This window comes from Prevotella disiens (assembly GCF_900454955.1).
Taxonomy (GTDB): domain Bacteria; phylum Bacteroidota; class Bacteroidia; order Bacteroidales; family Bacteroidaceae; genus Prevotella; species Prevotella disiens.
Genome location: NZ_UGTL01000001.1, coordinates 256884 through 277427 on the forward strand (window position 1 = coordinate 256884; position 20544 = coordinate 277427).

16 protein-coding genes are annotated in these 20544 nt (G+C 41.0%); 14 read left to right on the forward strand and 2 right to left on the reverse strand.

The features are described from left to right. Positions 1-32: 32 nt before the first annotated feature. The 11 genes from DYI03_RS01040 (at position 33) to DYI03_RS01095 (ending at position 13954) form a co-directional block, all read left to right on the forward strand. On the forward strand, positions 33-473 hold the full coding sequence (locus tag DYI03_RS01040) for a ribonuclease P protein component (RefSeq protein WP_021670153.1): 441 nt from the start codon (positions 33-35) through the stop codon (positions 471-473). After that, positions 470-718: a membrane protein insertion efficiency factor YidD gene (gene yidD, locus DYI03_RS01045; protein WP_004355971.1), complete on the forward strand. Its 249-nt coding sequence runs from the start codon at positions 470-472 to the stop codon at positions 716-718. The genes DYI03_RS01040 and yidD overlap by 4 nt, the downstream gene beginning before the upstream one ends. Before the next feature lie 111 nt (positions 719-829). After that, positions 830-2128 (forward strand): tyrosine--tRNA ligase, encoded by a 1299-nt coding sequence (tyrS, locus tag DYI03_RS01050; protein WP_004355960.1) that lies wholly within the window; start codon positions 830-832, stop codon positions 2126-2128. Between the two features lie 151 nt (positions 2129-2279). After that, entirely contained in the window at positions 2280-4130 is a 1851-nt protein-coding gene (locus DYI03_RS01055) for a sulfatase-like hydrolase/transferase (protein WP_021670152.1), read from the forward strand. Between the two features lie 629 nt (positions 4131-4759). Further along, a complete protein-coding gene (locus tag DYI03_RS01065; RefSeq protein ID WP_115367866.1) occupies positions 4760-6637 on the forward strand; it encodes an IS1634 family transposase in 1878 nt (625 codons plus the stop codon). Between the two features lie 248 nt (positions 6638-6885). Then, on the forward strand, positions 6886-8184 hold the full coding sequence (locus tag DYI03_RS01070; protein WP_021669847.1) for an L-cysteine desulfidase family protein: 1299 nt from the start codon (positions 6886-6888) through the stop codon (positions 8182-8184). Between the two features lie 97 nt (positions 8185-8281). Next, positions 8282-9232, forward strand: a complete 951-nt coding sequence (locus DYI03_RS01075; RefSeq protein ID WP_021669848.1) for an acyltransferase family protein — start codon at positions 8282-8284, stop codon at positions 9230-9232. Between the two features lie 59 nt (positions 9233-9291). After that, positions 9292-11112, forward strand: a complete 1821-nt coding sequence (gene argS, locus DYI03_RS01080; protein ID WP_021669849.1) for an arginine--tRNA ligase — start codon at positions 9292-9294, stop codon at positions 11110-11112. 108 nt (positions 11113-11220) lie between these two features. Then, positions 11221-11709 (forward strand): DUF2059 domain-containing protein, encoded by a 489-nt coding sequence (locus DYI03_RS01085; protein ID WP_021669850.1) that lies wholly within the window; start codon positions 11221-11223, stop codon positions 11707-11709. 81 nt (positions 11710-11790) lie between these two features. After that, a complete protein-coding gene (locus tag DYI03_RS01090; RefSeq protein ID WP_021669851.1) occupies positions 11791-12255 on the forward strand; it encodes an RNase H family protein in 465 nt (154 codons plus the stop codon). A 100-nt stretch (positions 12256-12355) separates the two neighbouring features. Beyond that, positions 12356-13954 (forward strand): RluA family pseudouridine synthase, encoded by a 1599-nt coding sequence (locus DYI03_RS01095; protein WP_373277454.1) that lies wholly within the window; start codon positions 12356-12358, stop codon positions 13952-13954. A gap of 161 nt (positions 13955-14115) precedes the next feature. Here DYI03_RS01095 and kbl read toward each other — a convergent pair whose 3' ends face one another. After that, positions 14116-15303, reverse strand: coding sequence for a glycine C-acetyltransferase (kbl, locus tag DYI03_RS01100; protein WP_004356114.1), 1188 nt, complete (start codon positions 15301-15303; stop codon positions 14116-14118). 186 nt (positions 15304-15489) lie between these two features. Here kbl and DYI03_RS01105 point away from each other — a divergent pair, with 186 nt between their 5' ends. Together DYI03_RS01105 and DYI03_RS01110 are read left to right on the forward strand one after the other, a co-directional pair. Then, complete coding sequence (locus DYI03_RS01105) at positions 15490-16443, forward strand: NAD-dependent epimerase/dehydratase family protein (protein WP_004356117.1); 954 nt, start codon at positions 15490-15492, stop codon at positions 16441-16443. A gap of 173 nt (positions 16444-16616) precedes the next feature. Then, positions 16617-17252, forward strand: coding sequence for a DUF4294 domain-containing protein (locus DYI03_RS01110; RefSeq protein ID WP_025064479.1), 636 nt, complete (start codon positions 16617-16619; stop codon positions 17250-17252). A gap of 52 nt (positions 17253-17304) precedes the next feature. On the opposite strand, the gene DYI03_RS01115 is transcribed toward DYI03_RS01110, so the two are convergent. Then, positions 17305-18477, reverse strand: a complete 1173-nt coding sequence (locus tag DYI03_RS01115; RefSeq protein ID WP_021669853.1) for a hydroxymethylpyrimidine/phosphomethylpyrimidine kinase — start codon at positions 18475-18477, stop codon at positions 17305-17307. 133 nt (positions 18478-18610) lie between these two features. Here DYI03_RS01115 and DYI03_RS01120 point away from each other — a divergent pair, with 133 nt between their 5' ends. Continuing rightward, complete coding sequence (locus DYI03_RS01120) at positions 18611-20536, forward strand: AAA domain-containing protein (protein ID WP_021669854.1); 1926 nt, start codon at positions 18611-18613, stop codon at positions 20534-20536. The last annotated feature ends 8 nt before the right edge of the window (positions 20537-20544 follow it).

Here is a 20544-nt window from a genome sequence, read left to right on the forward strand (position 1 = left end):
ACGCCTTCTTGACCCTATAAAACCTACAACCAATGACAGACGCTCGAAGATTTACATTCAAAAAGCAAGAGCGGATATGTAGTAAACTGCTCATTGACAAACTATTTGGCGGAGGAAAAAGCCACTCAATGGTAGCTTTTCCACTAAGGGCGGTCTATTTGGTACAGGAAAAAGAAAACAAAACAGACGAAAATCCACAAATTAAAATACTTATTAGTGTACCGAAAAAGCACTTTAAACGTGCTGTTAAACGCAACAGAGCCAAGCGACAAATACGTGAAGCATACCGAAAAAATAAGTATTTACTACTCGATGAATTGGAAAACAATCCTCAAAAAGAAGTCTTATTGGCTTTTATATGGCTTGACAACCAATTGCACGAAACAGAAGCAGTGGAAACAAAGGTGCAAAACCTTCTGCAACGCATCGCAGAAAAGATAGAAAAAGAAAGAAAGGAGGACGCAACAACATGACTTTAAAGAAAGTTGGACACTTCGTTTTGCGTGCCTTGTCGTGGCTTTTAATCTTGCCAATCTTGTTTTATCAAAGATTTATAACACCGTTTACGCCACCTTCATGTAGGTTTACTCCCACTTGCTCGGAATATGCAAGACAAGCGTTAATCAAACATGGTCCTTTTAAAGGATTAGCATTGGCAATTTGGCGAATACTAAGATGCAATCCGTGGGGCGGAAGTGGCTACGACCCTGTGCCATAGTGATTCGAAAGACCCTCCCAAAAGAAGATTACAATCACCCCCAAGTGGATTTTAAACAACAAACATAGATGAATAACAGCTCAGAATGGGCTTTTAAAAATAAAAATATAGATGAAAAACTTTGTTGAAGAACTAAAATGGCGTGGTATGTTAGCGCAAATTATGCCTGGTACAGAAGAGTTTTTACAAAAAAATATGGTATCAGCTTATTTGGGAACCGACCCAACTGCCGATTCATTGCACATTGGACACCTTTGTGGAATCATGATGTTACGCCATTTACAGCTTTGTGGGCACAAGCCATACTTGCTCATTGGTGGTGCAACAGGTATGATTGGCGACCCATCAGGCAAGAGTCAAGAGCGTAATTTGCTTGATGCTGAAACACTTTACCATAACCAAGAAGCCATTAAAAAGCAGGTTAGCAAGTTCCTCGACTTTGATAGTAACGAGCCTAATAAGGCTGAAATGGTGAACAATTACGACTGGATGAAAGAATTTTCATTCCTCGATTTCGCTCGAACAGTCGGCAAACACATCACTGTTAACTATATGATGGCAAAGGATAGCGTTAAGCGTCGTTTGAACGGAGAGGCGAGTGATGGACTTTCTTTCACCGAATTTACCTACCAACTCCTACAAGGTTACGACTTCTTATACCAGTATGAGAAGTTCGGAGTGAAACTCCAATTGGGCGGAAATGACCAATGGGGAAACATGACAACGGGTACAGAACTCATCAGACGCACACTCGGTCAAGAGGCAGAAGCGTTCTGTTTGACTTGTCCACTCATCACAAAAGCCGACGGAAAGAAGTTCGGTAAGACTGAAAGCGGTAATATTTGGCTCGACCGTAACCGCACTACTCCATACGCTTTCTATCAGTTCTGGCTCAATGTAAGCGATAACGACGCTGAAAAATACATTAAGATTTTCACCTCATTGGATAAGGCTACTATCGATAGTTTGATAGAAGAGCATCGCCAAGACCCAGGTCGTAGAACCTTACAACGCCGCTTAGCAGAGGAAGTTACACGCATGGTTCACTCACAAGAGGACTTAGACATGGCGATAGCAGCATCGAATATCTTATTTGGAAAATCAACAAAAGAGAACTTGTTGCAACTTGACGAACAAACTTTTAACGATGTTTTCAAAGATGTTCCTCACTACGAAATTTCTAAAGACCTATTGGGTCAGCCTGCTGTTGAGGTATTCAACCAAGAAGGAATGCAGATTTTCCCAAGCAAAAGCGAAATGCGTAAGTTGGTAAAAGGTGGTGGTGTATCACTCAACAAGGAGAAACTCCAAGCTTTCGACCAAGTAATTACAGCTGAAGACCTTATTGACGGAAAATATTTATTGATGCAAAAGGGAAAGAAGAACTACTTCCTTGTCATCGTGAAATAATAAAAAACGAAGAAAAAGACTATATAAGATTGCAAAGAAACGCAGCAAAACATTGCTTTTAAAGGTGTTACGAGCAATTTTATATAGTCTTTTTTTCTACAAATATACGGGATTTACTCGCTATATAAATGGTCTACAAATACAAATAACGATGAAAGCTATCCTAAAATCTGCTTTAAAACAGGGTTTTATCTATGCCTTTCTTGCTTCAATGGCATTAGCATTTGTCTTTTTTGTCTATATTTTTAATGGACAAAACCTTGATTTTATGGATTTTACAGGTTGGGTTTACTATGCCACTTCGTGCTTTACCCATGCTGCTATCATCATGTTTGTGCCTTATATAGCCTTATTCCTCCCCTTAATTTTCTGCAAAATAAAACCCCAAATAGCCAATATCTTATTGACAATTGTTTATAGTTTTATTTTCATTTTAGCCATTTCAAATAGTTTTGTCTACAACATTTATCACTTCCACATCAATGGATTGGTTATAAAAATGCTAACCAGTTCAGGTGCGTCCGATATATTTGTGTTTTCAACGAGTATGTATGTGAAAGCCTTTGTGATTATTTTAGGTTTAATTGCTTTAAGTTCAGCACTTTGTTGGTTATCTTACTGGATAGAAAGCCGTATTCGAATCAAAGGTTTTTATCGCAAAATGCTCCTGCCAATCCTCCTCGTTGCATTGATTTCTCAAAGCATTCACATCTACGGAGGTGCGACAATGAAAACATCAGTGGTGGAAAGTACAGAAGTAATACCTTATTATTTCCCTATCCGCATGAACTCTTTTTTATCAAAATTGGGCATCGTAGACAAGAATAAACTCAACCAAATAAGATTTCAAAATAGCGAAACAGCAGTGATTTACCCACTCCATTCGCTAAAAATTAAGCCAGTAAAACAGAAATTAAACGTCGTTATTCTCTGCATCGATTCGTGGAATAAGCGTACCATGAACGAAGAATGCACACCTTATATATATAGGTTTGCACAAAAGGCAGAAAATTTTACCCAACATTTGAGTTCAAGCAACGCCACAAGCGGTGGTATTTTCGGAATGTTCACAGGCGTATCGGCTTACTATTGGAAAAGTTTCGACTTTGGAAATGTGCAGCCTGTCATGGTCGAACAGCTACTAAAAGCGGGCTACAAGGTGCAAGCCTATCCGAGCGCAACCTTAGAATACCCACCTTTTGCAAAGTTATTGTTCAAAAACGTAAAGGGATTGAACATCAAAACCGAAGGTAAAACACCTTACGACCGTGATATTCAAATCACTAAAAATTTCCTTTCCGATTTGGAAAAATATGACGGCAAACAGCCTTTCTTTTCTTTCGTCTTCTACGACCTGCCCCATGCTATGGAAATGCCAAAAGAAAAGTTGAACAAGTTCAAGCCAACGTGGGAGACTCCCGACTATATGGCTTTGAACAACGATACCGACCCAACGCCTTTCTTTAATCTTTATAAGAATTGTGTGGCACAAGTAGACCAACTTATTGGCTCTATTTTAACACGAATGGAGCAAAAAGGAATGCTCGAAAATACCCTTATCATTATAACTGGCGACCACTCACAAGAATTCAACGAAAACCATAACAACTATTGGGGACACGCTTCCAATTACTCGCAGTGGCAAACCGCCGTTCCAATGATTTACTATGCGCCAAAATGTAAACCAGGGAAACGCAATTATCGTACTACTCATTACGATATTTCGCCTACCATTTTGCAGCAAACCATTGGCGTTCAGAATCCTACTTCCGACTATTCCATGGGCAAGAACCTACACGATTCTGCCTCACGCGATTGGCATCTCGTGGGTAGCGACCTTTATTACGCCTTCATACTCAACGATGGAACCATTGTAGAAAAGCAAGGAACAGGCAACATTAAAATAATGGACAAACAAATGAATACCATCTCTGATTATCCATTAGACGCTCGAAAACTCAATCAGGTTATCATGAACATGAATCGTTTTTTCAAAAAATAGTAACAAACAAAACTTTTTTGCAATTGTATGGATATATCTACTAATAATGGTTTTATTCTTTTAGGAATATTAATAGGCAATACCTTCCATATAGAGTGGCTAACCTATTTAATCTCTGTATTTTGCATTTTATCAATATATAATCTGATAAAATATGAACATAGAAAAATTACGTATGTATATTCTATACTATTGCTTTTCTTATATGGGGCATCTCTTTATGTAACCATATTCAATACACCATAATCCTAAGTCTATAAAAAAGAAAAGATTTTTCTAAATACCCTTCAAAAATATATCCACCTGCCAGCCCTTCTATCCTGAATAGGTGGATTTTTTTTGAGATGGTTTCTAAAAAGATAGCAAAATGTAACCCCTAATTGAGAGTAATATTTTTCAATACCTATTGTTTTGCACTTCAAAAGAGCCTATTTTGAAGCACAAAACAGGCTGTTTTAAAATTTAACCCAAGTTTAACGGGCATAATTATTTTTCATAAATTTTCAGTGTGTTTTGAGGGTTTCAGGTTTGCTAAGTACTTAATAATCAGCCGTAGCGTTTTCTGAATACGGAGTAAATCTGATTTGTAGGACACCAGCATATCAATTTTTTTTTGTTACTTTGCACCTATGCACGCAAATGTACAGACACGTTTTAATCCGGCAACTGGTGAAAAGGCTCTTTATTATAGACTAAAAGAGTCATATCGTGACGTGGCTGGACACGTACATTCGCTCATTCTGCTCAATATTGGTTTTGAACCTTCTCTCACAGCCTTGCAGGTGAGAAGGATTGCTTTTGCACTTACAGAGCGTTTTAAGAACAGAGGAACTAATTCTTTATTTGGCAAGCATTTGGAGGGACTTACTGAACTGGAACAGGCTAAGGCGGATGAGTGGTGGCAGCGGATGAAAGAGGAAGGTGGAATTGATAGATTCGATAAGAAGGAACAGAAAGCAAGAAAGGAGTCTGAACGTTATATCGATCTTGCTACGGCAGAACATACTGACGCAAGGAATGTTGGTGCAGAATGGCTCTGTAAGCAGACCATTGATAAGCTGGGACTGGAAGAGTTCCTGCGTGACCAAGGATGGAGCAACCATTCTATCCACACCGCACTCTCTGCGCTCATCATCCGGACTGTGTATGCCGTGTCTGAACGTTCCTCGTATTATTATCTCAGGGATAATTCGGCTGCCGCCGAACTTTACACTAGTTCGCAAGACTGGACTCCGGGTATCAATGCCCTGTACAAGGTAACGGACAAACTCTATGAACTCAAAGAGAAGATAGAATGTCACTTGTGCAATGTAACAGATAACCTTTTTAATATAGATAACAAGCTGATGCTCTTTGACTTGACAAATTTCTACTTTGAGGGTAGTAAGCGTGAAAGCAAGAAGGCACAGTTTGGTAGGTCAAAAGAGAAGCGATCAGATTGTAAACTTCTCGTCCTGGCCCTGTGTATCAATAAGGAGGGCTTCATACGCTATTCTTCTATCCTGGAAGGTAATACGGCTGACCCTAAATCACTGCCTGATATGATAGATACGCTGGCAGACAAGAATCCTGTACAAAAAGAAAAATCGCTTATTGTGATGGATGCAGGTATTGCAACCGGAGAGAATCTAAATCTTATTAAGGCAAAGGGTTACAACTATCTCTGCGTATCTCGCACCAAGCTGAAAGATTACACGCTCAGTGAGGACCATAAGAGCGTGATGGTAAAAGACGCCCGAAAGCAAACAATAACGCTCAACAAGGTACACACCGAAGGTGAGGACTACTATCTTGAGATAACCTCTCCATCTAAGGCTATGACCGAATCGTCAATGAACAAACTTTGGCGTGAAAGGTTTGAGACAGAGCTGAAGAAGATAAATGATGGTATTGCAAAGAAAGGTGGAACGAAACTCTACGAGAAGGTTGTAGAGCGTACGGGACGAGCCATACAGAAATATCCTTCTATCGCAAGATACTATGCGATAGACTACATTAGAAACGAAGAAAAACCAAAGGAAATGCTACGTGTAGACTGGAAGCTCAAAGACCTCTCAGCCATCGAGTCCGGACACGGCGTATACTTCCTACGGACCAATGTAGAAACACTCGATGAGCGTACCACATGGGACTATTACAACCTCATACGGGAAATCGAATGTACCAACAGGCAGTTGAAGACCGACCTGAACCTCCGTCCTATATACCATCAGACCGATGACCGGAGCGATGCGCATCTTTTCTTCGGTCTGCTTGCCTACTGGGTGGTAAATACCATCCGCTGCCAGTTGAAGCGAGAAGGCGAATCCTGCTATTGGACCGAAATCGTGCGGAGGATGAGCACCCAGAAACTTGTAACCACGGAAGGTAGGAACCCGTTAGGAGACATCGTACAGATGCGACAATGCAGCAATCCCTCAAAGCAGGCAACTGCTATATATGATAAATTAAAACTGAAATATGCACCATTCAGAAAAATAAAAATTTGTAGGACACAGAGTCCATAGCCAAAACTGAAAAAGTATAATAATAGCAAGATTCTACGATGATAGGTGTTAAACTTGGGTTAAAGCGTTTGTCTTGAAAAATGGTAGGGCAGCGTTGTAAGCAAAAAAACGATAAGAATGGCATTCATTTATCATTTTATGGAGTCGTTTTTACTTTTTTATGGCACCGCCAAACTTTTTCTTTCTTTTTCATTTCGGTTTGCCAAAATTTGAGTACATTTGCAGACCAACTACTAATTTGAATAGAGATGCTTGAGAAAAACATACGCGAACAAATCATTGATTTGATACATCGACAGGTAGTACCTGCCGTGGGGTGTACCGAACCTATGGCGGTATCCCTCTGTACCGCACGTGCCACCGAATTATTGGGGCAGAAACCAGAGAAAATTTATGCCTATCTTTCGGCTAATATTCTTAAAAATGCTATGGGTGTGGGTATTCCTGGCACAGGCATGATAGGCTTGCCTATCGCTATTTCCTTAGGTGCGCTCATTGGAAAGTCGGAATATCAGCTCGAAGTCATCAAGGATTTGAATGCTGAAAGTCTTGAAGAAGGCAAGAAATATGTGGGTGAAAACCATATCGACATTAAATTAAAGGAAGGTATTACCGAAAAATTGTACATCGAAATGGTGTGCGAAGCGGGTGGAAAGCAGGCAAAAGCCATTATTGCAACCACACATACCAACTTTATTTATGAAGAAGCTGACGGCAAAGTGTTGCTCGACAAGCAAGTGGCAAAGGCTGACGGCGCACAAGGGGGGCAGAAAGACATTCAATTGAACTTGAAAATGGTGTGGGATTTTGCTACTACATCGCCATTAGAGGAAATTGATTTCATTCTCGAAGCCAAACGTTACAATATGAAGGCGGCACAAGAAGCCCTCAAAGGCAACTATGGGCATTGCGTAGGCAAGAGTATGGACAGACCATTGAGCCGTGGTATTTTCGGAAATAGCATTTATTCGCACATTATATCAAAGACTGCATCGGCTTGCGATGCTCGTATGGGTGGCGCAATGGTACCTGTAATGAGCAATAGCGGTTCGGGTAATCAAGGCATTTGTGCAACAAACCCTGTGGTAGTATTTGCAAAGGAAAACGAAAATACACCTGAAGAATTGGTGCGTGCTTTGACTTTGAGCCACCTTACAGCCATTTACATTAAGCAAAATCTTGGAACTTTATCGGCACTTTGTGGTTGTATTGTTGCCAGCACGGGTTCAAGTTGTGGTATAACCTATTTAATGGGTGGCGATTACACCAATATTTGCTATGCCGTTAAAAACATGATTGCCAACCTTACAGGTATGGTTTGCGACGGTGCAAAGCCAAGTTGCGCATTAAAGATTTCGTCTGGCGTATCAACAGCAGTACTTTCAGCTATGCTTTCAATGGAAAATCATCATGTAACTGAGGCTGAAGGTATTATTGACAAGGATATTGATAAGTCTATTCGCAACCTTACCAATCTTGGAAAGGACGCAATGAACTCAATGGACGAAATGGTTTTGGACATCATGACAAATAAAAGCAGTTGCTAAACGGCTGATTTTTAACATATAAAAGGTTCATTTGCGCTCGGCAAGTGAACCTTTTTAGATATACGACCGATAACGTAAAATATGCGTTCTTAAACAAATGAAACATTCAACGGAAATAAATTTTAGCAGAGCCGTACTCATTCTTTTGGTGGTTTTGGTGCATATTGTTCATTTTGGCACAACCTATCCTGCCGTAAAAGAAGCTATTTTGGCTTTCATGATGCCTGCTTTCTTGTTTATAACAGGCTATTTGGCAAACGTGGATAAACCTACAAAAGCCTTCGGACAATATGTTTTGCAAATTTTCCTACCTTATTTCATAATGGTAGTAGGCTTTTCCGTCTTGTCTTATTTCCTCCCTGTACGCGACAAACTCACCGAATTATCGGTCAATGCCATTAGCGAACGCCTCTTTGTAACCTCAATTGGTCCTTATTGGTTTCTCTATGTCATGCTCGGTTGTGGACTATTATATCGGTTGAGTGGACTGATTGTGCGCAATAAAGAACGTTCTTTTTTGCGTATTCTTACCTTTGGTTTATTGCTTTATGGGGTTTCATTCGTCGTTCCGCTCATGTCCGTGCAAAATGTCATGTACTATTTTCTCGGAGCAGCCTTGCGCCAATGCAATATTCAATATACAAATTTCATAAAACCATCGCGTTTTGCTCTTTTTCTATTCATCTTTATCATTGTTTTTTTAGGAGTTAGAACGTGGGTAAGCTTTGGTATCGTATGGGCTGTTTATGAATTTTTAGCCTTCACAAGTTGGCTTTCCACTCGCTTACCACAACGTTTGGAATATTCATTCAATTGGTTGGGTATGAACACTTTGCCCATTTATTTGTTTCACCCTATCTTTACACTCGCCAGCAAATACTATTTACCACTTTTTGCGTGGGACAAAACTGCAATTTGCTTTACCATTGTAACCTTACTTTTCAGTGTTTCAGGCAGTTTAATGGTGGCTTTCGCTTTGGATAAGACACATTTAACACAGTTGTTTGGGCGCAAAGCATTCTTTCGTAACATAAATGAAAAGCAATAAGTTCCAAGCTTTTTCAAAGAAATTTATTACCTTTGCAGTCTGATAAAAGAACAAATGAAATGAAAATAGAAGAGCAGATAACGACCGCAGCATTGGCTGCTGTGAAAGAACTATATGGTGCAGATGTACCAATACAGATGATTCAGTTGCAAAAGACAAAAGCAAACTTTGAAGGAAACCTCACGCTTGTAACTTTCCCATTGCTGAAAACCTCACGAAAGAACCCTGAGGAAACTGCAAAAGAGATAGGTGCATACCTTAAAGATAACTGTAATGCTATTTCAGATTACAATGTTGTCAAGGGATTTCTTAACCTTGTCATTGCACCAGCTGCATGGATTGGTCTGCTTAATGATATTCATGCCAACGAAAAGTTTGGCGAAAAGCAAGTAACAGCCGATAGTCCACTCGCTATGGTGGAGTATTCATCGCCTAATACCAACAAACCCTTACACTTAGGACACGTCCGCAACAACCTTTTAGGGTGGTCGTTGTCTAAAATTATGGAAGCTAATGGCTACAAAGTAGTGAAGACCAACATCGTAAACGACCGTGGTATTCACATTTGTAAGTCGATGCTTGCATGGCAAAAGTGGGGCAATGGCATTACACCAGAGCAGGCTGGAAAGAAAGGCGACCACCTTATCGGTGATTTTTACGTTGCTTTCGACAAGCATTATCGTGAAGAATTGGCTACATTGACAGCACAATTCCAACAAGAAGGTTTAGATGAAGAGGCTGCAAAGGCAAAGGCTGAACAAGAATCGCCATTGATGAAAGAGGCACACGATATGCTTGTAAAGTGGGAAGCCAACGACCCTGAAGTGCGTGCATTGTGGAAAATGATGAACGATTGGGTGTATGCAGGCTTTGATGAAACCTATAAAGCACTCGGAGTAGGATTTGATAAAATTTATTACGAAAGTAATACTTATCTTGAAGGAAAGAAAAAGGTAGAAGAAGGATTAGCAAAAGGTTTGTTCATTCGCAAAGAAGACAACTCTGTTTGGGCTGATTTAACCAACGAAGGCTTAGACCAAAAGCTCCTTTTACGCAGCGATGGCACTTCGGTTTATATGACACAGGACATCGGAACTGCTGAAATGCGCTTCAAAGACTATCCTATCGACAAGATGATTTACGTCGTAGGCAACGAGCAAAACTACCACTTCCAAGTGCTTTCAATCCTTTTAGACCGCTTAGGCTTTAAGTGGGGTAAAGATTTGGTACACTTCTCATACGGAATGGTGGAACTTCCAAATGGTAAAATGAAGAGTCGTGAGGGTACAGTTGTTGATGCTGACGACCTTGTAGTGTCTATGATTCAGAACGCTCGCACCCTTAGCGAAGACAAAGTCAATAAGTTGGAAGACATCACAGAGGAGGAAAAGAACAACATTGCACGCATTGTGGGCATGGGAGCATTAAAGTATTTCATCTTGAAAGTAGATGCTCGCAAGAATATGTTGTTCAATCCTGAGGAATCAATCGACTTTAATGGCAATACAGGTCCATTCATTCAATACACATACGCACGTATCCGCAGCATTCTTCGCAAGGCTAATGTACAAGGAATCAATATCCCTGCAAGCGTAGAAGCTAATGCTCCGCTCAACGAAAAGGAGATTGCGCTCATTCAAAAGATGAACGATTTTGGTGCAGCAGTGGCACAAGCAGGCGTTGATTACAGTCCAAGCGGCATTGCCAACTACTGCTATGAGCTTACAAAAGAGTTCAATCAATTCTACCACGATTACAGCATTTTGAATGCAGACACCGAAGCCGAAAAGACAACTCGCCTTGTTCTTGCTCAAAATGTAGCCAAAGTTATCAAGAATGGTATGGAACTTTTGGGCATCGAAGTGCCAGAACGTATGTAACATATCCCTATTTCCCTCTCGTTTCGGAGAGGGAAATCTCTATTAACATACTGGCTTTAAAAACACTGAAAACCATTTATTATCACACTAAACAGCAATAACGAAATTATGAAAAAAGTATTTTTATGCCTTCTTTTCGCTGCTTTTGCAGCCTTTCCTTGCAGACTGAATGCGCAAAGCGTAGAAGTTCCAGAAGGCACTGATACAGCTTTTGTTGAAGCAGTGGATAAGTTTATGGAGGTGTCGGGCAGTAAAACGACATTGAAAGCGCAATTTCCACTTATTATGAACAATCTTAGAAAAATGTTGAAAGATATTTCTGACGATGTGTTTGCTAAGATAGAAGCCAAGTTTCAAGTAGTTTTTCTTAAACAAGCAGTGGGATTTTATGCGCCCTTTTATGAGCGTTATTATACGTTAGAGGATATAAAAGGACTTATAGCCTTTTATGAAACTAACTTAGGGCGCAAAGTTGCGAGAACAAACCCTTCGCTTTCGAGAGACCTTTTTCAAGCTGGGGAACAATTAGGACTAATGGTATTGCAAAGCGTAGTTGAAGAATTGAAAGCTGAAGGGTATGATGTAAAAGATTTGTAAGACCTTTCCAACTCGCTGTTAGGAGCAAAAATACACTTCCATAAAACCTTTGGTTTACACCTTATTTATATATATAAGCTGATGAAACTACAAAACCCACCCGAAAATAGACACGATACCGTGTTGCCTTTACCTTTGGAAGTGAAGGCAAACGCATGGGCTGTAGATGCTGGTTGCTCTGGAAATCCTGGTGCAATGGAGTATCAAGGAGTGGATTTGGCAACTGGTGAGCATCTTTTTCACTTTGGTCCTGTGCTGGGAACGAACAACATTGGGGAATTTTTGGCGATTGTTCACGCTTTGGCATTAATGGAAAAGCAAGGCATTCGGGACAAAGTGATTTATAGCGACTCGTATAATGCCATATTATGGGTGAACAAAAAGAAGTGTAAAACAACCTTGGTATATAACGAAAAGACGGCTGAACTTCACAAAGTAATAGCACGAGCAGAGCAGTGGTTGCGCACCCACATCGTAACAACGCCTATTATAAAATGGGAAACAAAACAATGGGGAGAAATTCCTGCCGATTTTGGACGCAAATAACATGACCGATAAACGTTTTCATAGCATCGACGAAATAAAAAAAGAAGGATTAGGAACTTGCAAAAGTTTCCCTAATCCTTTCTTTTATACCCCTTCCGAAATGGCAAAAGCGGCAGTTTCGGCTTTTCAAGCAACGCTCCCAATACTTAAAGAAGGCAAGATGTTTGGCATTTTATTGGTAGAATATAAAGGTAAGATAGGTTATTTACAAGCCTATTCGGGGCAATTGGAAGGCGCAAACGATGATGAATTTGTGCCAGCAATCTTCGATTATTTGCAACCTGATGGCTATTTCAAAACCCACGAAGCCGAAATCACAGCAATAAACAAGCGCATTGCAGAACTTAAACAGGCGGATAATTTTTCCAAAGCCCAACAAATGTTTGCCGAATTAAAGGCGGAAGCTAACGAAACCATCTCAACAGCGCAAAAAGCAATTGTTGTTGCCAAAATGTTACGCGACAAACGCCGCAAAGAAGCCTTTGTTTCGGAACGTGAAAGCGAAGAAATGGTGCGCGAAAGTCAGTATATGAAGGCTGAATTGCACCGCACAAAGAAACGTTATGCAGCACTTCTATCTGAAGCCGAAGCCAAAGTAAATGATTTTCAAGCCGAAATTACGGAGTTAAAACTGAAGCGTAAGCGTATGTCCGACCAACTACAACGTTGGCTTTTCTCACAATTTACACTGCAAAACGCACTTGGCGAGCGCAAAGACCTCCTGTCCGTTTATCGTGATTACTACTTAAAATCGACTCATCACTCCGCTCTTGCCACCCGTATTCTTGCTACCAATAGCCAAAACACCCTTTTTCCACCCTCTGGAACAGGCGAATGCTGCGAGCCAAAGCTCCTTCAATATGCTTTTGAACACGACATGCGCCCCATAGAAATGGCAATGTTTTGGTGGGGAGCAGCCCCTAAAACCGAAATAAGACAACATAAAACATTTTATCCAGCCTGCAATGGAAAGTGCAAACCGCTATTAGAATGGTATTTAAAGGGTATGAATGTTGCGCCAAATCCATTGGAAACGAGCGAAGAACAAAGTCTAAAAATCATTTACGAGGACAACGATTTAGCCGTAATTGTTAAACCCTGTGGAATGCTTACCGTAGCTGGCAGAAGCCAACGCCAATCGGTTGAGGTAATTTTGCGCACACGTTGGAGCTTGTCAAACACGCCTATCATTGTTCATCGCTTAGACATGGCAACGAGTGGTCTATTGGTGGTGGCTCGTAACAAGGAGGCGCACAAGGATTTGCAAGCCCAATTCAACAATCGAAGCGTAAAGAAACGCTATACCGCCTTACTTTCTACCGCCTTATTGACCAAAGATTTGCCCACAGAAGGCACCATATCGTTGCCTCTTCGTGCCGATTTGTTAGACCGTCCACGCCAAATTGTAGACCACGAACAAGGCAAACCGGCTACCACTTATTATAAAATCATAGGTAAAACACCGCTCAACGACTCGAAAATAAAGGAAGCCGTGCGAGTAGAATTGCAACCTTTGACAGGCAGAACCCACCAACTGCGTGTTCATTGCGCCCATTTAGAAGGTTTAAACACTCCCATTCTTGGCGATACGCTTTACGGAACTGCTGCCGACAGATTGTATCTCCATGCCGAATACCTTTCTTTCGTTCACCCACGCACTGGGAAAGAACTTCAATTCCAATACCCAATGGAATATTAGAAACCACTTTAAAATTCAAAAGAGCCTATTTTGACGTCCAAAACAGCCTATTTTGATGTTCAAAACAATAGGTTTTAAAAAATTATACTTTTGATAGCACAAAAAAGGGAAGCCATTATGACTTCCCCCATTCTAAAAAAATAGTTATAAAAAATAGTTGATTATTTCAAAACACCGAGTTCTTTACCAACCTTGATAAATGCGTTGATACACTTATCTAATTGCTCACGATTATGACCAGCAGAGAGTTGGACACGGATACGAGCTTGTTCCTTTGGTACTACTGGATAGTAGAAACCTGTAACATAGATACCTTCTTCCAACATCTTAGAAGCATAAACTTGAGAAAGTTTAGCATCGTAAAGCATAACAGCGCAGATAGCACTTTGTGTAGGCTTAATATCGAAGCCTGCTGCCATCATCTTGTTACGGAAATAGTTTACGTTTTCAACCAACTTGTCGTGCAATTCGTTGCTTTCTTTCAACATCTTGAACACTTCAAGTGTAGCACCGATAATGCTTGGAGCCAATGAGTTAGAGAAAAGGTAAGGACGGCTGCGTTGACGGAGCAACTCAATGATTTCCTTACGACCAGTTGTGAAGCCACCAAGAGCACCACCAAAGGCCTTACCCAATGTACCTGTATAAATATCCACGCGGTCGTAAGTGTTGCAAAGTTCGCTAACACCATGACCAGTAGCACCTACTACACCAGCAGAGTGGCTTTCGTCAACCATTACGAGTGCATCGTACTTTTCAGCGAGGTCGCAAATCTTATCGATAGGAGCCACGTTACCGTCCATAGAGAATACACCGTCAGTAACGATGATACGGAAACGTTGAGCCTGAGCCTCTTGTAAGCACTTCTCAAGTTCTTCCATGTTTGCATTAGCATAACGATAACGTTTAGCTTTGCAAAGGCGAACACCATCAATAATAGAAGCGTGGTTCAAAGAGTCAGAGATGATTGCGTCTTCATCGGTAAGCAATGGTTCGAAAACACCACCATTAGCATCGAAACAAGCAGCATAAAGGATTGTATCTTCTGTCTTAAAGTAGTCAGAGATAGCAGCTTCCAATTCCTTGTGAATATCTTGAGTACCGCAAATGAAGCGAACAGATGACATACCAAAGCCACGTTCGTCCATTATTTTCTTAGAGCCCTCGATTAAACGTGGGTGATTAGAAAGACCAAGGTAGTTGTTTGCACAGAAGTTCAATACTTCTTTGCCCTTTACAGTGATAGCTGCTTGCTGTGGGCCTTCGATTATACGTTCTTCTTTGTAGAGTCCAGCATCTTTAATTTCTGCAATTGTTTTGCAAAGATGCTCTTTCATTTTACCATACATAACACTAGATTTTAAAATTTACAAGTACAAAGGTCTTACTATTTTTTGAGAAAATGAACATCAAACTCTACTTTTTTCCTTCTAACCGATAATTTTATACAACATTAATACTTTTATTTTCTAAATTAAGCCAAAAAGTATATAACTTTGCGCTTAAGAAAATCAAAATCTATATTAAATAATAATATGAAAAATATTTTAGTAGTAGGCTCTACAGGTCAGATTGGCTCAGAGCTTGTAAGAGAATTACGTCGAATTTATGGTGGTAGCCATGTTGTTGCAGGTTTCATCAAAGGTGCAGAACCTACAGGTGAACTCTTAGAAGGCGGTCCTTCAGCAGAATGCGACGTTACAAATCCTGAAATGATTGCCGCAGTTGTAAAACAATACAACATCGACACAATCTACAATCTTGCTGCTCTTCTTTCTGTAGTAGCAGAAGGCAAACCACGTTTGGCATGGAAAATCGGTATCGATGGATTGTGGAATATCCTCGAAATCGCACGCGAAAACAATTGCGCAGTGTTTACTCCAAGTTCAATTGGCTCGTTCGGTCCAAGCACACCACACGATATGACTCCTCAAGACACCGTACAACGCCCTGGCACTATCTATGGTGTATCAAAAGTAACAACTGAATTGCTTTCAGATTACTATCAAAAGAAGTACGGAGTAGATACTCGTTCAGTGCGCTTCCCTGGTATTATTTCTTACGTTACACCTCCAGGCGGTGGTACAACCGACTATGCTGTAGATATTTACTACTCTGCTGTGAAAGACGAAAAGTTTGTTTGCCCTATCAACAAGGGTACTTTCATGGACATGATGTACATGCCTGATGCTTTGCACGCAGCTATTTCATTGATGGAAGCCGACCCAACAAAGCTCATTCACCATAACGGTTTCAATGTAGCTGCAATGAGTTTCGAGCCAGAACAAATCTTTGCTGAAATCAAGAAACACAAGCCAAACTTCGAAATGGTTTACGATGTAGACCCATTGAAGCAAGGTATTGCTGACAGCTGGCCTGACCGCTTAGACGATTCATGCGCTCGTGCAGAATGGAACTGGAAGCCTGAATACGATTTGAGCAGCATGACAGTTGATATGTTGAAGCAATTGAGCAAGAAACTCCTCTAAGATTCAAGCAAAAGCAATAACACAAACGTGTTATTAGTTGATATAACAGAGTCCGATTGCAGTTTGCAGTCGGACTTTTTTGTAGCTATTCCGTACAATTTTTACTTGCTTTATACAAAATTATAGTGAAAAAAGCACACGATTGCGAATTATTCGCTACTTTTGTCCGTGGTATGAAGTTTATAAAATACATTATAGCATTGTGTTGTTTCATGGGTTCTGTTTCGTGTTTTGCACAAGAGCACATAAACGTAGAGGATAGAGTGGTCGATTTAAATTCGCCTACTTTCGTGCCGATGGTGCATATTGGGAAAGCAAAAGTAGGGGGCGATAGTATTCAATATGTTCGTACCAACAAAATTTACATCTATCCACCACTCGAATTTAAGAACGACAAGCAGCGACAAGCCTATAACCGATTGGTGGCTAATATAAAAAAGGTGTTGCCAATGGCAAAAGAATGCAACCAAATTATATTAGAAACAGGAGCTTATTTGGAAACTATACCAAATAAAAAAGAACGTGCTGAACACATGAAGCGGGTGGAAAAAGGTATTAAAGAACAATATACGCCACGAGTAAAGAAACTCACTTATTCGCAAGGAAAGCTTTTGATAAAACTCATTGACCGTGAAACGCACTCAACAGGCTACGAAATTATACAAGCATTTCTTGGTCCTGTGCGTGCAGGATTCTATCAAGCATTTGCGTGGGTATTTGGTGCAAGTCTTAAAAAGCAATACGACCCAAAGGGAGCCGACCGATTAATTGAGCGCATTGTGTTGCAAGTTGAGGCTGGACAGCTTTAGTTTATACTTTAAAACTTCTACCTTTAAAGCAAAATCTGTTCGCTGTATCGCCTTATAATTCTTTCGTATGTTCCACGTCTAATATGTGTGCTTTCCTAAATTCGCCTGGTGCGCAGCCACGCATCTTCTTAAAAAACTTATTAAACTGTACTTGTGAAGAGAAACCACAGGCAAAAGCAACTTCTTGAATGGTCTTGGCTCTCCCCAAAAGGTGGGTTTCTACCTCCTTTATAATGTAATCATCAATGAGTTGTTTAGGTGTTCTACCAGCCACACGGCGCGTTATTTGTGCTAAATAGCGAGGGGTTACGTTGAGTTTTTTAGCATAAAAACGCACATCGGCATTTGTTTTATGGTGCATAGCAATGTCGTCCATAAGTTGATTGTACAATTCTAACGCTCTACTTGATATACTTTGCTGCGGAAAATCGCTACTATGGTCGAGCAATTGGTGCGCTCCCAAATTGGAATCAGCCGACCTTAAAATGAGCTGTCGCATGTATTCTTGCGCCAATTCAATTGCTTTTTCCATGTCATTGCCCATACAAAGATAGACCGCCACGGCAGAAGTAAACGCTCCACCAGCCCCATGTGTGATGCGGTCAATAAATCCTGGACGTGTGTAAAAGCGTGCTTTTGCTGAATTTTCTTCTACTAAAACATCGGTAAGCGATTCTGTTGAGATGACACCGCCTTGTAAAACAACAGATTGGCAGCCCAATTTCATGATTTTTCGTGCCAATGCTTCCAACTCTTCGTTGTTGTGCGTGGTGTTGGTTTGTTGCATATAGGCAGCACTATCTTGTCTTATGATGACGATACTGCTAAGTGGAAATAAGCAAGAAACCATGGCATCGACCACTTTTTGAGGCATCAATACGTTGCCTTTACTACTGATTACCACTGCATCTAAGACGACAAAACGTGGTGAATATTGCTTTAATAGTCGTTCAACCACCCATACTTGTTCTACACTTCTAAGCATTCCCACTTTAACAGCCGTAGGTTTAAGGTCGTTCAACACAGCATTGACCTGCATTTCCAATACTTCCGCAGGAATATCGTACAAGTGTTGAATGTCTTCCGTGTCTTGTGCGGTTACCGAAGTGATAGCCGTCGCCGCATAAGCCCCCAACATGGTGATGGTTTTTATGTCGGCTTGAACGCCCGAACCACCCGTACTGTCAGAACCTGTAATTGTTAATATGGTCGCTTTCTTTTCCACTTTTCTACCCCATTGAGCATATTTTGTATGTTCAACGTGTAGGCAAAATTAGCCATTCTTTTCATTTTATCCAAGCATTCTCGCTTTTTCCTCGGCGAAAGTGTGAAAAGTTTTATTACCTTTGCTGCATTATATGCAAAACGAAACGCCCATACAAGCCCTTCAAAAGCAAAAGTTACTCTTGCAAATGGAGTATTTTGCAGAAAAAGAAACATTTAGACGACAAACTGAAACTATTGGTATTCAGCGAAAAGTGAAGCGTGGCGATGCTTGGTTTCCACTAAATGTGGGCAAAAGTTATTATAATTCGCTAAACCAACGTGTCGTTGAGGTGTTCAGAACCACCGACCACGACATTGAACACAACTTTGAATTTGGTCGTCCCATTGGCTTTTTTACCATTAAAAAGCAACCAGATAATGGTACAAAAGAGCAGCAAAAAATACATTATTACAACTTCACAGGCACGGTTTCTTACGTGGACGGCGAACGAATGGTAGTTGCTTTGCCCGATTCTGCTCCCGTTATCGATTTGCAAAATACCGACAATTCTGTTGGTTGCCAACTCTCTTTCGATGAAACCTCTTACCAAATGATGTTCGATGCCTTAGACCGTACCATCAAGGCAACGCATGGAAGATTAGCCTATCTACGCAATCTTTTTTATTCAAACCAAAAAGCTGAACGCCTCAACTTTGCTCCAATACGTTTGCCGTGGCTCAATCCAACGCAAGAAAAAGCCGTAAACGAAGTGCTTTGGGCAAAAGATGTTGCCGTTGTTCATGGTCCCCCGGGAACAGGAAAGACCACAACGTTGGTCGAAGCCATTAACGAAACCTTGATGAAAGAGAGTCAAGTGTTGGTTTGCGCACAAAGTAACATGGCGGTAGACTGGATTTGTGAGAAACTCGTAGACCGTGGAATCAATGTTTTGCGCATAGGAAATCCAACACGAGTGAACGACAAAATGCTCGGTTTCACCTACGAACGACGCTTCGAAGCTCACCCCGATTACGACCAACTTTGGGCTATTCGTAAAGCCATACGACAGTTAAGAAACGGAAAAGGACGTGGAACGGACAGTTATCATCAGAAGATGGACAGACTGAAAAGTCGTGCTACCGAACTCGAAATACGCATTAACAGTCAGCTTTTTGGCGAAGCTCGTGTCATAGCATCTACCCTTGTAGGCTCAAATAGTCGTATCATGGAGGGACAGAAGTTCTCTACGCTCTTCATTGATGAGGCTGCACAAGCGTTGGAAGCAGCGTGTTGGATTCCTATTCGCCGTGCCTCTCGTGTCATTTTTGCAGGCGACCACTGCCAATTACCGCCTACTGTGAAGAGCATAGCCGCCCTAAAAGCTGATTTAGGCAAAACTCTTATGGAGCGAATTGTGGAAAACAAGCCCGAAGTAGTTACGCTTTTGAAAGTGCAATACCGCATGAACGAGCAAATTATGCGTTTCTCTTCCGACTGGTTTTATCACGGAGAAGTGGAGAGTGCGCCACAAATAAAATATCGTGGCATATTGGATTACGACCACCCCATGCTTTGGTTCGACACAAGCGAGATAGAAGTGGGCAACGATGAACCTACCTTTCACGAGCAATTTGTAGGCGAAAGCTACGGGCGCATTAACAAAGGCGAGGCTGAACTTACCCTGAAAACTTTGCAAGACTACTTTACAAAGATTGGTAAACAGCGCATACTTGACGAGCGCATAGATGTTGGTGTCATTTCGCCCTACCGTGCGCAAGTGCAATACCTCCGCCGTTTAATCAAGAAACGTGAGTTTTTCAAACCCTATCGTGCGCTCATCAGTGTGAATACAGTCGATGGATTTCAAGGACAAGAACGTGATGTGATTCTCATTTCTATGGTACGTGCCAACGAAAATGGCGAAATAGGATTCTTAAAAGACCTCCGTCGCATGAACGTAGCCATTACTCGAGCGCGCATGAAACTCATTATACTCGGAAATGCTGCCACCATGAGCCAACACCCTTTCTACAAAAGGCTTTTCGAATATATTCAACACATCAATAACAACGAATAAAAAATAGA

Excerpts from the sequence above, each read along its gene's own strand:
- DYI03_RS01040 (WP_021670153.1), top strand. The coding sequence starts at position 33 with ATGACAGACGCTCGAAGATTTACATTCAAAAAGCAAGAGCGGATATGT.
- yidD (WP_004355971.1), top strand. The coding sequence starts at position 470 with ATGACTTTAAAGAAAGTTGGACACTTCGTTTTGCGTGCCTTGTCGTGG.
- tyrS (WP_004355960.1), top strand. The coding sequence starts at position 830 with ATGAAAAACTTTGTTGAAGAACTAAAATGGCGTGGTATGTTAGCGCAA.
- DYI03_RS01055 (WP_021670152.1), top strand. The coding sequence starts at position 2,280 with ATGAAAGCTATCCTAAAATCTGCTTTAAAACAGGGTTTTATCTATGCC.
- DYI03_RS01065 (WP_115367866.1), top strand. The coding sequence starts at position 4,760 with ATGCACGCAAATGTACAGACACGTTTTAATCCGGCAACTGGTGAAAAG.
- DYI03_RS01070 (WP_021669847.1), top strand. The coding sequence starts at position 6,886 with ATGCTTGAGAAAAACATACGCGAACAAATCATTGATTTGATACATCGA.
- DYI03_RS01075 (WP_021669848.1), top strand. The coding sequence starts at position 8,282 with ATGAAACATTCAACGGAAATAAATTTTAGCAGAGCCGTACTCATTCTT.
- argS (WP_021669849.1), top strand. The coding sequence starts at position 9,292 with ATGAAAATAGAAGAGCAGATAACGACCGCAGCATTGGCTGCTGTGAAA.
- DYI03_RS01085 (WP_021669850.1), top strand. The coding sequence starts at position 11,221 with ATGAAAAAAGTATTTTTATGCCTTCTTTTCGCTGCTTTTGCAGCCTTT.
- DYI03_RS01090 (WP_021669851.1), top strand. The coding sequence starts at position 11,791 with ATGAAACTACAAAACCCACCCGAAAATAGACACGATACCGTGTTGCCT.
- DYI03_RS01095 (WP_373277454.1), top strand. The coding sequence starts at position 12,356 with ATGGCAAAAGCGGCAGTTTCGGCTTTTCAAGCAACGCTCCCAATACTT.
- kbl (WP_004356114.1), bottom strand. The coding sequence starts at position 15,303 with ATGTATGGTAAAATGAAAGAGCATCTTTGCAAAACAATTGCAGAAATT.
- DYI03_RS01105 (WP_004356117.1), top strand. The coding sequence starts at position 15,490 with ATGAAAAATATTTTAGTAGTAGGCTCTACAGGTCAGATTGGCTCAGAG.
- DYI03_RS01110 (WP_025064479.1), top strand. The coding sequence starts at position 16,617 with ATGAAGTTTATAAAATACATTATAGCATTGTGTTGTTTCATGGGTTCT.
- DYI03_RS01120 (WP_021669854.1), top strand. The coding sequence starts at position 18,611 with ATGCAAAACGAAACGCCCATACAAGCCCTTCAAAAGCAAAAGTTACTC.